The 14,816-nt window shown below is 48.0% G+C and carries 7 protein-coding genes; all 7 read right to left on the bottom strand.

What is annotated here, in order from left to right:
- Positions 1-20: 20 nt before the first annotated feature.
- Positions 21-1,778 carry a RagB/SusD family nutrient uptake outer membrane protein gene (locus B050_RS0108660; protein ID WP_018473519.1) on the bottom strand — a complete coding sequence of 586 codons (1,758 nt, stop codon included), beginning with the start codon at positions 1,776-1,778 and terminating at the stop codon, positions 21-23.
- An 11-nt stretch (positions 1,779-1,789) separates the two neighbouring features.
- The gene (locus B050_RS0108655; protein ID WP_026235747.1) at positions 1,790-4,939 is read right to left on the bottom strand and encodes a SusC/RagA family TonB-linked outer membrane protein; all 3,150 of its coding nucleotides are present in this window, start codon (positions 4,937-4,939) and stop codon (positions 1,790-1,792) included.
- 725 nt (positions 4,940-5,664) lie between these two features.
- Positions 5,665-7,254, bottom strand: a complete 1,590-nt coding sequence (locus B050_RS0108645; RefSeq protein ID WP_018473516.1) for a sulfatase family protein — start codon at positions 7,252-7,254, stop codon at positions 5,665-5,667.
- Between the two features lie 9 nt (positions 7,255-7,263).
- Complete coding sequence (locus B050_RS0108640; RefSeq protein WP_026235746.1) at positions 7,264-8,760, bottom strand: alpha-L-fucosidase; 1,497 nt, start codon at positions 8,758-8,760, stop codon at positions 7,264-7,266.
- 120 nt (positions 8,761-8,880) lie between these two features.
- On the bottom strand, positions 8,881-11,811 hold the full coding sequence (locus tag B050_RS22175; RefSeq protein ID WP_205744972.1) for a glycoside hydrolase family 2 protein: 2,931 nt from the start codon (positions 11,809-11,811) through the stop codon (positions 8,881-8,883).
- A gap of 54 nt (positions 11,812-11,865) precedes the next feature.
- Positions 11,866-13,422: a sulfatase-like hydrolase/transferase gene (locus tag B050_RS0108630; protein WP_018473513.1), complete on the bottom strand. Its 1,557-nt coding sequence runs from the start codon at positions 13,420-13,422 to the stop codon at positions 11,866-11,868.
- Positions 13,415-14,815, bottom strand: a complete 1,401-nt coding sequence (locus tag B050_RS0108625) for a glycoside hydrolase family 28 protein (protein WP_018473512.1) — start codon at positions 14,813-14,815, stop codon at positions 13,415-13,417. Before B050_RS0108625 ends, B050_RS0108630 begins: the two co-directional genes overlap by 8 nt.
- Position 14,816 lies beyond the last annotated feature (1 nt).

The raw sequence follows: 14,816 nt of genomic DNA, 5'->3' as shown, positions 1-14,816 counted from the left end.
CAGATTCATTTTGGGTTGATTTATTCTCCTCCGAGTTTAGGATTGGCTACGAGTTCTGAATTTGGTATAGGCCAATAAGCATGGGCCGATGGAATATAATTGGAGGCAGCCTGCTGATAATCAATCAGGATATTGGTGCCCACCACTTCTTCCGTCAATACTGAGGACCAACGGGTTACATTCTGACCTTTGCTATTTACAAAAGGGTAGTTCTCCGTATAATATTTCCGCTGCGATAGCTCCTCAAAACGCTGCTTGGTAATGCCCCAACGTCTCATATCGATCGTCCGAATCGCATTGCCTTCCAGAGATAGCTCCAAGGGTCTCTCCACATACATCAGATGCTCCATGAGTGACTGCACATCATAGGTGACATTGTCATGAGCAGCAGCAGGAAATTCCCCTGATCCATCCATTCCCAACAGCTGAAGCGCTGATCTGCGTCTCACGCGGTTGATATACGTCATGGCTTCTTCCACATTTCCCTCGCCCATCAATAAGGCCTCAGCATACATCAGGTACACATCTGCTAGACGGATCACCCTTACGTTCACGCCAGACCTTAGGTTAGGCACGATGTCCTTCTCATTGGACACTGTCTCCCAGTTGGAATATTTTCTGAAATACCCTGTTTCTTTATTATTAAAGGCGGTGGCTTCTGCTGTGCTCGTTCCATAATATTCCAGGTCAAGGTCATCCACCAAAGCGATGGAATAGGAAGTTCTAAGAGAATAAGTTCTCAATCGGGTAGAACCATCTTCCTCCAACACATAGTTTCGGGGATCATTGACATCCATTTTATCGCCCTTATAGGCCATGATCAGCCAGCAGCTAGGATATACAGCACGATAGCCACCCACTGGGCTCACAGTAAAATTCAGATTATTGGAAACCTGCTCCTCTGCCCAAGGGCTAATTTCTGATTTATATGACAGAGAATAGTTGATCTCCAGGATGCTCTCTGCATTGAGCTCGTTTGTCGTGGTGAAATTATCCCCAATGCTCTCCGTCAGGCGATAGCCATATTCAGGTGTCTCGATGACCTCCTGAAAATAGGTAGCCGCCTGGGAATATTCCTCTTGGTATAGGTGACTCTTGCCAAGGACAGCGGCAGCCGCTCCAGCGGTTACTCGGCCACGGTCAATATCTCTGGTCCACTTTGCCGGAAGGTTTTCATGGGCAAATTGTAAATCTTCTCTATAAAATTCCACTACCTCCTCGGCAGGTCTTACCGGCTGATAGAAGTCCTCCTCATTCTGAGGAACGAAGTCGAATACTGGAACACTTCCATTATTGAACCCTGTGGACAGGTAGAAGTAAAATAGGCCTCTGAAGAATCTGGCTTGCGCCAAAATTATGGTGGCTCTTTCTTGGCTAGCCTCATCAGCGAGGCCAGGGATAAGCTCCTGAGAAGCACTGATTACCTGATTTGCTCTAAAGATCCCCTTATAGAGCGCATCCCATTTATTGTTTGGCGTGCCCGAAGACTCGTTAAATTCCTGCAGGTAATACTGATTGCTGGTATTGGGTCTTCCCCATCCCGGCCAGGTCATATCACTACGGTTATACTCATCGCCAATGGCCAGGACATTTTGGTTTTTGAAGGCATTATAAACGGCGATCATCCCGGCGTCAAGGTCATCCACGGTCTTCCAGAAGCTCTCTGTGGACATTTCATTTGGATTTACCTCTTCGAGGAAATCGCTACATGCGCTGCTTACTCCCAAAATAGGAAGTGCACATATCATTATCTTATATAGGTTATTTCTAAGTTTCATCGGAATTAATTTTAGAAGTCAAACTGAAGACCTGCTCTATACTGGGCAGCAATTGGGTAGTTACCTTTGTCAATACCACGGGTATTAAGTCCGTCATTCCCTACTTCTGGGTCGAAGCCGTCATATTTGGTGAAAGTAAATGGATTCTGAGCGGCGACATAAAAACGGAGGTTTCTGATTCCCACCTTATTGGAGATCCCTGAAGGCAGGGTGTAGCCAAAGGTGATATTTCTCACTCGAACGAAAGTCCCATCTTCTATCCAGAAATCGGTATAGCCTCTATAGTTTTCGTGATCTCTACCGCGGAAGGCCGGCACCTCTGAAGTTTGATTCCAAGGAGTCCACTGGTAAAGGATATCCAAATGGGTTCCTTGCTTATAGGCATAGGCCTTGCTGCCATTGATGATCTCCCCACCGAAAGCCCCATAAAGCTGCATGGAGATATCGAAGCCTTTATAGTCTGCGTTCAGGTTTAAGCCCATCTCAAATTCCGGCATTCCACTACCTGCATACACTCGGTCGTCATTATCGATCAGACCGTCACCAGCGTCTGGCTTACCATCACCGTCAGTATCCACTGTCAAGGCATCCACATATCTCAAATCTCCCATCTTGGCAGTGGGCATAAGCTCACGGTAAGTCTGAAGTTCTTCTTCGGTGGTCACCAGTCCGTCAGTTTTCAGGACAAAGAAAGCTCCTGCCTCATATCCTTCTTTAAGTACCGTCACCAGATCCTCGTTTGGCAGACCGCTCGTCACGGTACTACCTGAGAGATAAGCGATCTTATTGGCACCACTCATCTTGGTGATGGTATTGTCATTCCTGCCATAAGTAAGTCCTGCAGACCAAGATAGTTTACCATTATGACGGTAATTGGCAGAGAATTCCATCCCTTTATTATTCATATTCCCCACATTCAGCACCACTGTCGCATTGCTTCCCGCACCAGTTGTTGGAGGGAGCAAAAGTGGAAATAGCATGTCCTTCTTATTGGTATTATAAAAGTCAGCGCTGAAGGTGAATTTGTTTTCAAAGAAAGCAAGGTCCAAGCCTAAGTTAGTCTGCTCGGTGGTTTCCCACTTCACATTTTCATTGGCAAAAGCCGTCTGAATCGCCCCTAGTGCCAGGTTGTCAGATCCCTCAGGACCGAACACATAATCCTTGGCCAGGCTGATCGTCGCCGCATTGCTATAATCGAGGAAGTTTTGATTTCCTGTGGTACCATAGCTGGCTCGGATCTTCATGGAATTAGCAACACTTGCTAATGGCTTCCAAAACTCCTCGTCGGAGACATTCCATCCCGCAGAAATGGAAGGGAAGGTACCCCAGCGGTAATCCTTAGAAAACCTGCTTGAGCCATCTCTTCTCGCACTTATACTTAGGAGGTACTTGCCTTTATAGTCATATTGAGCTCTTCCCAGGAATCCGATCAGGGAGTTTACCCTGTCCTGACCATAGCCAGTTCCAGAACCTACATTTGGATCCAGGGTGGCGCCGTTCAGTACAGTGACATCATTGCTTACCAGATCAAATTTCTCTGCAAAAAAGGAAGCAAATTCATAGCGCTCCATGGAGTACACACCGAGAACCTTCAGGCTGTGCTCGCCAAATTTCTTGCTGTAGTTTAAGGTGGTTTCCGTCGTCAAACTTTTGGCACGGTCACTCCCATTAAACACCCCGGACCTTACGGTAGTCGGCAGAAGCTCTCCTAATTCATTATACACTTTGAATAGTGGATTTACTCTGATTCGGGTGTTATTGGTGATACTCCCGCCCACTCTACTCATGATATTGAAAGACTTGGAGATATTATATCTTGCCTGGAAGAAGCCATTCACATGGTCTCCATAGCGGTTGTCAGTTTGCTTCATCCTAGCAGCCATATAGCTGAGGTTTAGCGCATCATTGGTAGATCCACTGGCATCAGAGATGGTAGAAGCGTTAGGATCGATGGCTTGCTGATACGGCTTTTGCTTATACGCGTCCAATAGGAAGTTCCATGGGGCATATTCCTGAGACTCCACCCGTACGCCAAGGCCGGTGTTGATCACCCAGTTGCCTTTGGTATATCCGGTATTGGCTCTGATATTAAACCGATCAAAACCAGAATTGATAATCACCCCTTCCTGGTTGAAATAAGAGCCGGTGATGCTATAGTTCAGACCTTCCTTGCCACCTGAGATATTGATACTGTGGTTTTGGATGGGAGCATGGTCATTCTGGATGATTCCTGCCCAGTCCGTATCATTGGTGAAGCTATAAGGATTCGTTTCCAATGGCGTCCAAGTATTGCCGAAGGTGGTTCCGTTTTGGTTGTATTTATTGATGAATTCGGAATACATATATTGGTCAAAGTTCATCAAAGGCACCTGCGAGGTGATTTTCTGAATACCATAATAGCTGTCTATTCCTACTTTCATCACTCCTGCTTTCCCCTGCTTGGTAGTGATGAGGATCACCCCACCAGCGCCTCGGGTACCATAGATGGCTGAGGAGGCTGCATCTTTTAGGATGTCGATAGACTCGATCTCATTCATACTCAGTTTAGGGTCTCCATTATAAGGAATCCCATCCACCACATAGAGCGGAGCGTTATTTCCTGTCACAGAGCTCAAGCCCCGGATCACAATATTGGAGCTGGAGCCAGGTTCTCCGGAACTCGCAGTGACGTTTACCCCTGCCACTTGGCCTTGAAGGGCCGTTCCCAGATCCGCCGTGGCTGACTTGGTCAGGGTTTCGCCATCCACATTGCCCACCGCACCGGTGACTTCTTTCTTTTTCTGTGTACCATAACCAATAACCACTACCTCGTCTAAGGACTCTATATTAATGTCCATCACAAGATCAAGCTTGGTTTCATTGGTCACGACCATCTTTTGGCTGATATAACCGATGGAAGAAAAAACGAGTGTCGTTTCCTTATTGGGAACCGAGAGGCTGTACTTCCCATCAATATCAGTGACGGTACCCTGACCGGTACCTTCTATAATGATATTCACCCCTGGAAGGGTGGTTCCATCATCACTGGAGGTAATGGTGCCTGTCAATTGCCGGTTTTGGGCAAATACCATGGTGGCGTGCATGGACAAGATCATAAACAAGGCTAAGGATAAAAATCGCCGTGCCGATCGTCGTCCGTTAGGAGGTAAGATTTTTTTCATAACGAAATGGTTAATTGGGTTAATAAATGCAATTGCCCGACTTGCGAAGAGATTTTGCTTTTAACAGAATCAAACTTAAAAAATCCTACCCAATGGCCTTAACACAGATGTTGATCAAGTTAGCACATATGTATTTTCAGCCCAAAAACCCCACCCAGACCTAATAAAGACCGATTAAACAAATGTTTTACTAGCGAAAAAAAAATTAAAATTCTTTTGAACTAGTAATTATCACCCGCTAGTCTAGCCGCTGTAGAGTTGTACTTTCAGCCCAGCAGAGGAAAATCATCCCCTTCCTGCCCAATCCCCTTCTATATCATATGAGTTTTACCTTACCACCAGACAGTATCCCTATCCCTGCTGATAGTTACTCTTCTCCAAATGATAAACACCACCTCCCCCAATCGGTATTCATCACTTTAGCTTTGGGTACAGATCAGCATTGTATCTGGCTTTTCCATTATTCTTGAGAGAGATTTTTAGGGACAAAAGTATATATAGCATAGCAAGCAATCCCTTCCCGCCCAGGAGGAAATCGCCACAGTGCTAAGAGGAAGTTGTTTTTATTCCTAAGAAAAAAACGTCGATAAATTCACTATGGTCTAAAGAAAAAAAAAATAGAGCTCGCTCTACTCTAAAAAGTAAAAATAGCAGACGGAGCAAATAGGTAGTTCTAAGTCATAAAAAAACTCCTCCCCTATAATTAAGGAGAGGAGTAGAGATCTTTAGTCGTCCCAATGCTCGTCTATTATCTTCTGGAGGGCAGGATATTTGGTATCCTCTTCATTGAGCGCTTGCCGCTGGGATTTTAGTTCAGCTTTCAGCTCCTGTATGATCGTCTTATAATTGGGATCATTGTAGCGATTATGAAGTTCCTGGGGGTCATTTTGGAGGTCGTAAAGCTCCCAGGCCACCGGAGTATCATAGCCCAAGCTCCTCAGCTGCTTCTCCCAATAGTATTCCTGCCATTCATTTTCGGGGATATAATGCTTGGAATAATAAAACACTAACTTATAGCGTTCGGTACGGATCCCGAAATGCGCGGGTACCCAATGGTGGATTATATGCATCCAGTATCTATAATACGTCGCCTCCCTCCAGTTTTCCTGAGGCTTTCCTGACAGCGAATTCATAAAACTCTTTCCTTGCATATATTCAGGTACCTGGCCCCCGGCAAGGCTAATCAGGGTAGGTGCAAAATCAGTATTATTGATCAATAGATTGTTCACTGAATTTGGCTTAATCATCTTAGGGTAATGCACTATAAAAGGCATGCGCATGGATTCCTCGTACATCCAGCGCTTATCGATCAGGTCATGCTCTCCCAGCATCATCCCCTGATCTCCCGTATATACGATGATGGTATTCTCCCATAATCCCTCCTCTTTGAGGTACTGAAATAACCTACCGAGATTATCATCCACTCCTTTGACACATCTCAGGTAGCGCTTCAGGTAATCCTGATAGGCCAGATGGGTGGCCTCCACTCCATCGATGGAGTCTTTGAGAAAGGTTTTTACATAATTCCGGGAAATATGCCGGTCTGATACCGAGGTACCGATGATGGGCCTTAGCTTCCCATTTTTGCCGACTGTAGCCTCTGAGCCAAAGTAAGGCTGGGCATATAGACTGGCGGGTTCGGGAATCTCCGTATCTGCTAGGTAATCGGCATAGCGGGGAGCAAATTCGAACATATCATGAGGCGCCTTATAATGATGCATCAAGAAAAAAGGCTTGCTTTTATCTCGGTTTTTCAGGTAAGCCAGGCTCCTATCCGTGATGATGTCTGTAGAATGTCCTTCATAAGTCAGCTCATTATTTGGCCAAGGGCCAGCATTCATCGTCCTTAGGCTTGGGTTGAAATAATCCCCTTGGTACTTAAGTACTTCATAATAATCAAATGCTGCGGGCTCCTCCTTCAGGTGCCACTTACCAATGACCGCCGTGGAATAGCCCAGCTTGCGCAGCTCCATAGGCAGATATTGGTTGGCTGGTGCTAGGCTATCGTCTAGGTCCAGCACGCCATTGGTCTGGGAGTACTGGCCAGTCATGATGGTGGCTCGGCTAGGGGTGCAGATCGAATTGGTACAAAATACATTTTCGAAGAGCATCCCTTCTGCCGCCAACTGATCCAGCTGGGGCGTGGGGTTCAGCGCCGCCAGTCGCCCACCATAAGCCCCTATGGCTTGGCTGGTATGATCATCAGACATGATGAAAATGATATTAGGCTGTTTCTGCTGTGCAAAGACGGCAGACACCGCCATTAACAGCAGAGTAAATAGCAGACTTAATTTTTTGAAAACGGGGGATTTCATATTATTGATTTATTTCAGGTTTACTTTAAAACTATGGGCATAGTCGCCCTGCTTCTCCGAAGGAAGGTTGATCTCTAGGGCCTCAGAAGTTAATTTCCAGCTGAGCTCCGCAGGAGAGCCCAGCAGCTTGATGCTTTCGATTTCCTTGTCGAGCAGACCAGCATTTTTGCCAAGGCTACTCACCTTCAGCTGCTGCCCAGGCCAGCCAAGGACGGTGATATAGAGATTCCCATCTTTGGTGGTAAAGCGAATATCATTGGCGGTGGCAGGTGGATTCTTATGTTCTGTCAGATGGCCTTCGGTGATCTCTTGGGAGCCCTCACCATAAACCTTCCATGGCCGGGTGCCATAGATCGCCTCCCCGTTTAGCTCCAGCCATCGCCCCAATTCCAGCAACCTACTCTGCACGGCTTCAGGGATTCTCCCATCTGGCGTCGGGGGGATATTGAGTAGCAGTGCACCGTTTTTGCTCACCACATCCACCAAGAAATCCACGATTCTATTGGCCGATTTATAGCGAGGATTGGAGATATAGGACCAGGCCTCCCAGTCTATGGAATCATCGGTGAGCCAGGGGAAATCTTTCTTCTCACTCATGCGGGAGCGCTCTAGATCCAGCACAGCACTTCCCACAGCCATATCCTCCCCCTTATAGGTACATACCACTTCCCTGCCCCACTTTAGAGCGCTATTATAATAGTTGGCCAAAAACTGCTGCCGATACTCCTCGCCGATGATGTCCATTTTATTGTCAAACCAGATCATGTCAGGCTGATACTTTTCCATCAGCTCATCCAATCGGTCCAGCCATTCCTGATTAAAGTCATCATCAGGAAGGGGGTTCGTGGGGGTATTGGCCATGACAAAAGTGCCCTGGGGAACGACTGGACCATACAGACCAGCATATTCCTCATCAGAAGCATCTGTCTTAAGATCCCAGGTGGGAAACCAGCTGTACAGCCAATGGCGGTGATAGGTGACGATAAATTTCATTCCCTCAGCCCTAATGGCCTTCTCCATCGCTGCAACGATATCCTGTTTTGGGCCCATCTCCACCGCATCCCAGTGCGTCAACTTGCTATCCCACATCGCAAAGCCATCTGCATGCTCTGCCACGGGGCCAGCAAACTTAGCCCCAGACTTGCGGAAAAGCTCCGCCCAAGCCTCGGCATCGAAATGCTCCGCAGTAAATAATGGGATGAAATCCTTATAGCCAAACTCATCCACCGCACCAAACGTCTGCTCATGATACTGACGGATCGGATGACCCTCAGTGTACATATGATGACTGTACCACTCAGTCCTATGCGCTGGCACCGAATAAGGACCCCAGTGAAAATAAATCCCAAACTTGGCATCCAAAAACCAATCCGGTACCGGATGACGCTGTAGCGACTCCCAATTGGGAAGGTATTTCTTCTCCTCCTGCTGCGAGGACTTGCAGCCCAGCATCAGCAGCATCATCCCCACCAAAACAGAAGTATATATTCTCCTCCGTGCTTCCATAATATATATTTTAAATTAGTCCTTTCTTTTAACTTATATAAATTCCCCTTTCGGTAGTTATAGCCGAATGATCAGCCAATATCTTTCTATTGTCTAGCTTAGGAAAAGCCTTATGCACTCTTAATGCTCCGCCTCAAACCAGTCACTCAACTCAAATCCATTCAGCCAAATCCCCTTACCCTGAGAGCCGGATATCCTGATCACCGCTGACTTGCCTTCTTCTACACTAAATAGAATGCTAGCCGTCCCAGGAGAGTCAAATTGCATATTTTTACCATGGCTGACCACCACTTCCGCTGTGGACAGATTGGAGCTGAGCTCTAGCTTAGCCTCATAGGGGATGTCAAGAATCCGTATGCTTTTAAGTTTTTCCTTATTGGGGTCCATCTCATCAGAGTTGCTCTGTGGAGCGTGATTCCAGGTGCTCAACTTATAAGTCCCCGCAGGCAGCCCCGTAAAGGTAAGTTCCAAACCCTGATCATCTATCGCTAACAATCCATCTCCATAGACAAATCCATATTTGCCGATCACATTCATTTCTCCTAGCCAGCGGATGATCCCATCTTCCCCAAGGGTATTGACCTTGAGGCTGGCACCCGGTCTGCCGGGCAGCTCATAGAGAGCTTCCTGATCCTCATCACCTTCCCAGTGCTCCCATCCGAATTGTACCAATTGATCTTTCGCTCCAAGGTCCACCCGGGTATTGAGGAAGTCATAGATAGGCTGGGCCTCTGCTTTCACTCTATCCGACTGAAAAGGAACGGTTTGCACCTGCACAGAGGAGGATTTCAGTCCTTTGGCACTGGCCGTGACCGTCACTGTCCCCGGCTGGAGCCCCGCTCTGATCAGGGCTGGGGCCACGCCATACTCGGTAAACATAGGGTTGGCATTGATGTCTTTTTCGTCTCCAATGACCGTAGCCTCTCCTTGGGTGCTAAAGGTCACCTTGCCTTCATATCCGCGGACCACCGTGCCGTTTTTGTCCAGCACCTTGGCATAGGCCATGAGAATATCCGATCCATCTGCGGTAAAATCTCTACCGGCCGTATCTAGCTCGAGCACGATTCTCTCTGGTTTCTCAGGTGTTCTTCTGGTGAAGGTCAAGGTCTCTCCGGAGGAGAAAATCGCTTTGGCCTCCAAGACCCCTGCCTCATACTTCAGCTGGTCAAATAAGAATGGAGCATGCTTCAATCCATAATAAACGCTGTCTCGGGAAGGTTTTTCCCTTCCTATTTCTTTTCCATTCAGGAGCAGCCTTACCTCTGCTGCATTACTAAATACGGTGATGCTATCCCTGCCAGGCACCCAATCCTGAGGGATATACACAAATGGTTCTTTCCCCAGTTCGGCCTTATACCACTGCGTCTCTGGCCGTGGATACCGGAATATGGTCATGGCGCCACTTCGGGTGCGGTCTATCGGATCGCTGGCCTTATCATGTGTAGGGTGAAAGGTATAATAAGCGTGAGCGGTCCAGGCGATCAGGCCCGTCATCAGCGAATCAGCCATAAAAGGGGCCACTGCCTCCGGGCCTTCGCGGCCTTCCATCGCAAACATAGGTTCTGAGCGATCCCAGATGAATGGTCCGTAGAGCATATTGGCATTTATATCTGTGAGACCGGAAGTCTGCCATCCCGTCCAGCGTGCCCCTTGCGAAGCGGTAAGCCTCGTAGGATCCTCTTGTTTTACGGTATTGTGTACCCGCGGCACATAGCCACGGTGATTGATGCCGCCACCCCAGATCACCACCGAAGGGTGATTTCGGTGATTACGCACCATGGTTCGCGCGGCCTGCTCGAAGTTTTGCCACCATTGGGGATCGGTACTCATATCTATCCAAGAAGGCGCCTCCTCATATACCAATATCCCTAGCCGATCACAAGCCTCCAAAATAGCGTCATCCTGAGGGTAATGTGCCGTCCGCATAATATTAAACCCAAACTCCTTAAACTGGAGCATGTCCTTATAATGCAGCGAATTGGGAACCGCATCGCCAATATAGGGGTACTGCTGGTGGCGATTGAAGCCCAGAAGCTTTATCGGCTTGCCATTCAGCAGAAAGCCTCTCACTGGATCCAACTCAAACTTTCGAAGACCAAGGTTATTCTCTGTGAAATCTACGGCTTTGCCATCCACTATTACCGTGGAATGAACGCGGTACAGGTAAGGATCCTCCACCGACCATAAGTGCACCTGGTCCTCCAAACTCCCAATCTGGTTAAATTGAAACTCCTGCTTCGCTTCGATCCTTTGGGTCTGCGTCAGGCGGAGGACCACCAGGCCCTTATCATCTATAATTCGGGTGAGCAGCTCCACATCGGCAGTATTTTCCTGCTCGTTCTTTACACTGGTCTTGATATTAATAGTCGCATTTTTATTAATAGGATCCACCGTTGGGGTGGTGATGGTCACCCCCGAACTGATAGACTCCCAGTTGAAGCCAATATGCACGGGGTGGGTCTGCACCAGGTATACATCGCGGTATAGGCCACTGAATTTCACATAATCAAATGGGCCGGGATCTGGCGGCACCACCTCACTTCGTCGGTTGTCCACCAAAAGAGTGATCTGATTATCCTCCCCCTTGTTGACGTAATCGGTGATGTCAAAGTCAAAAGGAGTATAACCCCCAATTTGATTTCGTCCCACCTTCTTGCCATTCACCCACAAATCCGTCACCTGATGGGCACCTTCAAATTCCAAAAACACCTTTTGATTGCCGCTGGGCACAGAGAGGCTCCTACGGTACCATCCGACATTTCTATGAAACTTCAGCTGGGTCTTTTCATCCTGCAATCCATCCAAGGCCAATGAGGTCAGCTCAAGGGTATGAGGAAGGCTGACAGCCGTCCATGAAGCATCGTCAAAGTCCTGCTCATAAAAACTGGCATCAGGATCGCCAAGGTGGAATTTCCATCCTTGGTTGAGGTTATCTTTTTTGCGATCCGTGCTGGGAAAGCCTTCCGGTAGCGTTTGACCCAGGGCCATTATACTTAGGCAGCTACTTAAAAGCAGTAATAGTAGGGTTTTATATCTAATAATAGTGTTCATATTTTCTCTTCAATTCTTTTCATTATCTAAAGTATTTTCTTTCCTGCGGGAATATCATTCGAAGTAATCCCAAAAGTCATAGGCTGCATCGAGCTGAGCTTTATTATCCTTGAGCAAGACCGCTTTTTCCTTCATTTCTTTCCTCATGGTCTTCACGGTTTCGAAATATTCAGGAAATATTGCCAGGTTTTTGATCTCCCAAGGGTCCTTGCTAAGGTCAAATAGCTGTGTCACTCGTGAGCCAGCTTCATATTCTCCGAGCTGCTTGTTGCTATCTCCAGCTCGCACATACTCGATAAGTTTCATATCTCCTTTTCGGTAGGCGCGTTGAAATTGCCGGTAGGCATGATAGGTATAATCCCGCACCGACTCCTGCTCTCCAAGGATAACCTTGGCGAGACTCTTTCCATCGGTTGAGCCAGGGATACTTAGGCCGGCAAGCTCCGCAATAGTGGGAAAAATATCATGGATATAAGCGTAGGCCTCTCTTCTTTCGCCCTTTTGCTTGATCGCTCCACCGGAAAATACCAATGGCACATGGATGCCATCTTCGTCATAAATATTTTGCTTGCCCAGCAGCCCATGGTTTCCCACAGCCAGGCCGCTATCTCCCACGAGCACTATCAGGGTATTTTCATATTGACCATTCGCCTTGAGGGCATTAACCACCTTGCCGATCTGAGCATCCAGGTGGCTGATAATGGCGTAATAACTCGCCAATTCCTGCTGCATACGCTCCCTAGTCCTTGGCCAGGGGGCAAGCTCCTCATCCCTGAGGAACATATGTCCATTGTCAAAACCATGCGAAGGCATATAGGATGGCGGAAGGTCTATAAGCTCTGGTGGATAGGCATTCAGAAAGTCACGTGGCGCCTGGCGTGGGTCATGGGGGGCATGGAATGCCAAATACATTAGGAAGGGGTCTTCCTTTTGGTATTCATCCAGAAATTTTTTGGCCTCATAGGCAAAAATCTCAGAGGTATGTGGACCAAAATCCTCGGTGGAAATGGGGCCTCTATGTGCCATGCCCTCCAGGGAAGACCGCTGCCATCTTCCTTCATGGTCTCTTCTGATCAGGTAACCTTTATCCGCAGGATAATTCCCCTGCGGATCCCAGTCCCAAAGTGGCATCCGAAAATGATCCTCCCAGTAAATCCCTCGGCTCATCAGGGCCGCTCCACCGTGAAAAGACCTCGCCAAAGAGGCATTATCCTGATGCCATTTGCCAATGATATAGGTTTGGTAACCCGCCTGACCAAATACCTCCCCAATGGTGGGATGGTCCTCAGGAATGGTATGTCCCTGGCCATTGAGGTCAAATACATTCCTGCCAGTAAGCAGCATCGCCCGGCTGGCCACGCAGGTGGCTCCGGTAAATGCGCCCATCAGGAAGGCATTGTCAAAAGCCAGCCCATCCTCGATCAGCCGATCCATATTGGGGGTGCGGACCTGCATACCTCCCAGCGCTGCAACGCCGGAATAGCGGTGGTCATCAGTATAGATGATCAGCACATTGGGCTTAGGATCAGCCTTCTGCCGGCCCTGTACCTGGCCAATTCCTGAGAAAAGCTGCAAAAATAAGCCGCTTAGTAGAATCGTTTTCCTAATCATGGTTCTTTTGATTAATCGTGCTTTTATCGACCTCCTGTAGCCAGATGGCCTCCCGGAAATCCTGATCTTCCAGGATAAATTCTATTCCCTTCGCCACCAGCTTATCGACATTCCTCGCCACGAGGCCATAGGCAGGCAGTACTCCGAAAAAGGAAAATTCGGGGTACCGCTCGGGCATACGCGGAATATCTATCTCACGCTGATGGTATTTACCACCACCCGGCAGGCGAACGGTGATCTTTTTTAGTTTTACCGCATCGATATTATGGTCTTCAGTGCCGGTGATAAAGATGGCGGTCGGCGGACTTACGCGCAGCGAATCAATGGGGCGCAGGCTGGCCTCCACTTGCTTGATCAGCAGCTTGCGGATGGTTCCGACCGGCTGTGCCGGTGCATCCCTATAGGTCCTTTGGCGCTCTCCCAACCGGATAAAAATGGGCATTTCCGTATTTTCCATTTGGACCTTCTTGATGCTTATATGATGGATATTTGCACCATCCACCGATAGGATTTTTATGCCTCCACCCTTGGTATCATGGATGCTGCAGTTTTTTACGGATATATGGTGAAAATCCCCCATGGACTCCGTACCAAACTTAATGGCTCCCCAATCGCTTTTGAGTCGGCAGTTGCGGACTTTGACATGGTGAGTGGCTTCGGGGCTGGTGGATTTTACACAGATGGCATCGTCGCCTGTGTCTATATTACTATTTTCGATCCTCACATGATGGCTGGAGTCCAGGTCAATGCCATCGTTATTCCTATGCGCATGGCTATAGATGGAGACTCCCTCCACCCGTATATGGGAAGACTGGAAAAAATGACAGGTCCAAGCTGCCGGCTGCCTCATATTAATCCCTTGCAGCAGGATATTTTTACTCTCCACAAAGCGCAATAAGAAAGGCCTATCTCCCATCAGATCCTGCACTTCCTTATCGCTAAGGCCTGCGTCTTGCAGCCAGGGTTTGAGCTGATCAGCAAGGAAATTTTCGCCTCTTCCATCAATAGTACCCTGACCAGTGATGGCTATATTTTTGACGCCTTTGGCACCAATGAGGCATTTGCCTCGAAGCTGTCCCGTGGCATCCACGAAGGCATCTATACTTTGGTAGTCTCTTGGGTCAGGGCTTCCGAGCAGCTGGGCGCCTTCGGCCAGGAATAAGTGGATATTGTCCCTCAATAACAGGGTGCCAGAAACGTATTCCCCTGCGGGAATGATCACTTTTCCTCCGCCCTGCTGAGCTAGGTCATCAATCGCTTTTTGGATGGGTATCGTGTTTAAGGTCTTCCCATCACCCTTGGCTCCATACTCTAATACAGACACCTCCGCAGCGGCCCAGAGGCCTTGTGGAAGGATGAGGAAGTAGATCAATAATAATATCTTAGCATTCATA

This window comes from Echinicola pacifica DSM 19836 (assembly GCF_000373245.1).
Lineage (GTDB): Bacteria > Bacteroidota > Bacteroidia > Cytophagales > Cyclobacteriaceae > Echinicola > Echinicola pacifica.
This window is presented reverse-complemented; position numbering and strand designations above follow the sequence as displayed.

What these genes read in the sequence shown, in the direction of transcription:
- B050_RS0108660 (WP_018473519.1), bottom strand. Translation starts at nt 1,778, where the DNA reads ATGAAACTTAGAAATAACCTATATAAGATAATGATATGTGCACTTCCT.
- B050_RS0108655 (WP_026235747.1), bottom strand. Translation starts at nt 4,939, where the DNA reads ATGAAAAAAATCTTACCTCCTAACGGACGACGATCGGCACGGCGATTT.
- B050_RS0108645 (WP_018473516.1), bottom strand. Translation starts at nt 7,254, where the DNA reads ATGAAATCCCCCGTTTTCAAAAAATTAAGTCTGCTATTTACTCTGCTG.
- B050_RS0108640 (WP_026235746.1), bottom strand. Translation starts at nt 8,760, where the DNA reads ATGGAAGCACGGAGGAGAATATATACTTCTGTTTTGGTGGGGATGATG.
- B050_RS22175 (WP_205744972.1), bottom strand. Translation starts at nt 11,811, where the DNA reads ATGAACACTATTATTAGATATAAAACCCTACTATTACTGCTTTTAAGT.
- B050_RS0108630 (WP_018473513.1), bottom strand. Translation starts at nt 13,422, where the DNA reads ATGATTAGGAAAACGATTCTACTAAGCGGCTTATTTTTGCAGCTTTTC.
- B050_RS0108625 (WP_018473512.1), bottom strand. Translation starts at nt 14,815, where the DNA reads ATGAATGCTAAGATATTATTATTGATCTACTTCCTCATCCTTCCACAA.